Below are 722 nucleotides of genomic sequence, written 5' to 3' on the forward strand. Positions count from 1 at the left end.
ATATAAGATGCTGTTTCGATAGCAAATTTAATTTGCTATCGAAACAGCATCTTTTTTTATGGAGTAACAAATTTGTTCATAGTTACATTAAATAATGTATCGCTCGACTAAGAAAATATATAAACAACTAAAAAATTGTGGAAAATGTATAAAAATAAATTCTAAAAGAGAAAAAATTGGGTGATTTTTTATTGTACATAATTGGCAAAAATTGTATGGATTTGTTTTTGACAAAAAATAGATACCTGTATAAAAAAAACACACTCTTCTTTAAAAATATAAAATGATAAACTTGTGAAGAAAATGTGAAAACTGAATTTTACTATGTAAATGGGTAACAAATATGAGACAAAAATGTATTGAGGAGGTAAGAAAATGAGTCTTTACTATTTCACAAAGAGAAACTCGTTATTTGGCAGAGTTTGCAGTTACGTGTTAACATTTGTTTTAGTACTTTCAATGGCTTTGGGGTGTGTAGTTTTACCACAGAGAGTAAGTACAAGTGTTAAGGCAGCAACAACTGCTAAGTATCGTAACGTAATGTATTACGGTGACTGGTCAATTTATTCAGGACAGAAAAACTTTACACCTGACAAGATTGACGGAAGTTTAATAACACATTTGAATTTTGCATTTATGGATGCAGATGCAAATGGAGACTTAATCACAACAGACACATGGGCAGATTATCAGAATCCAAACGTTGGATACTCAGTTGGAAG

At 30.2% G+C, this 722-nt stretch carries 1 protein-coding gene; it reads left to right on the forward strand.

Annotated features, from left to right (window positions below):
* Nucleotides 1-375: 375 nt before the first annotated feature.
* The coding region (locus DWX29_RS13060; protein WP_347497670.1) for a glycosyl hydrolase family 18 protein at nt 376-722 on the forward strand (347 nt) is incomplete at its 3' end.

This window comes from Eubacterium sp. AF19-12LB (assembly GCF_003479125.1).
Lineage (GTDB): Bacteria > Bacillota > Clostridia > Lachnospirales > Lachnospiraceae > Eubacterium_U > Eubacterium_U album.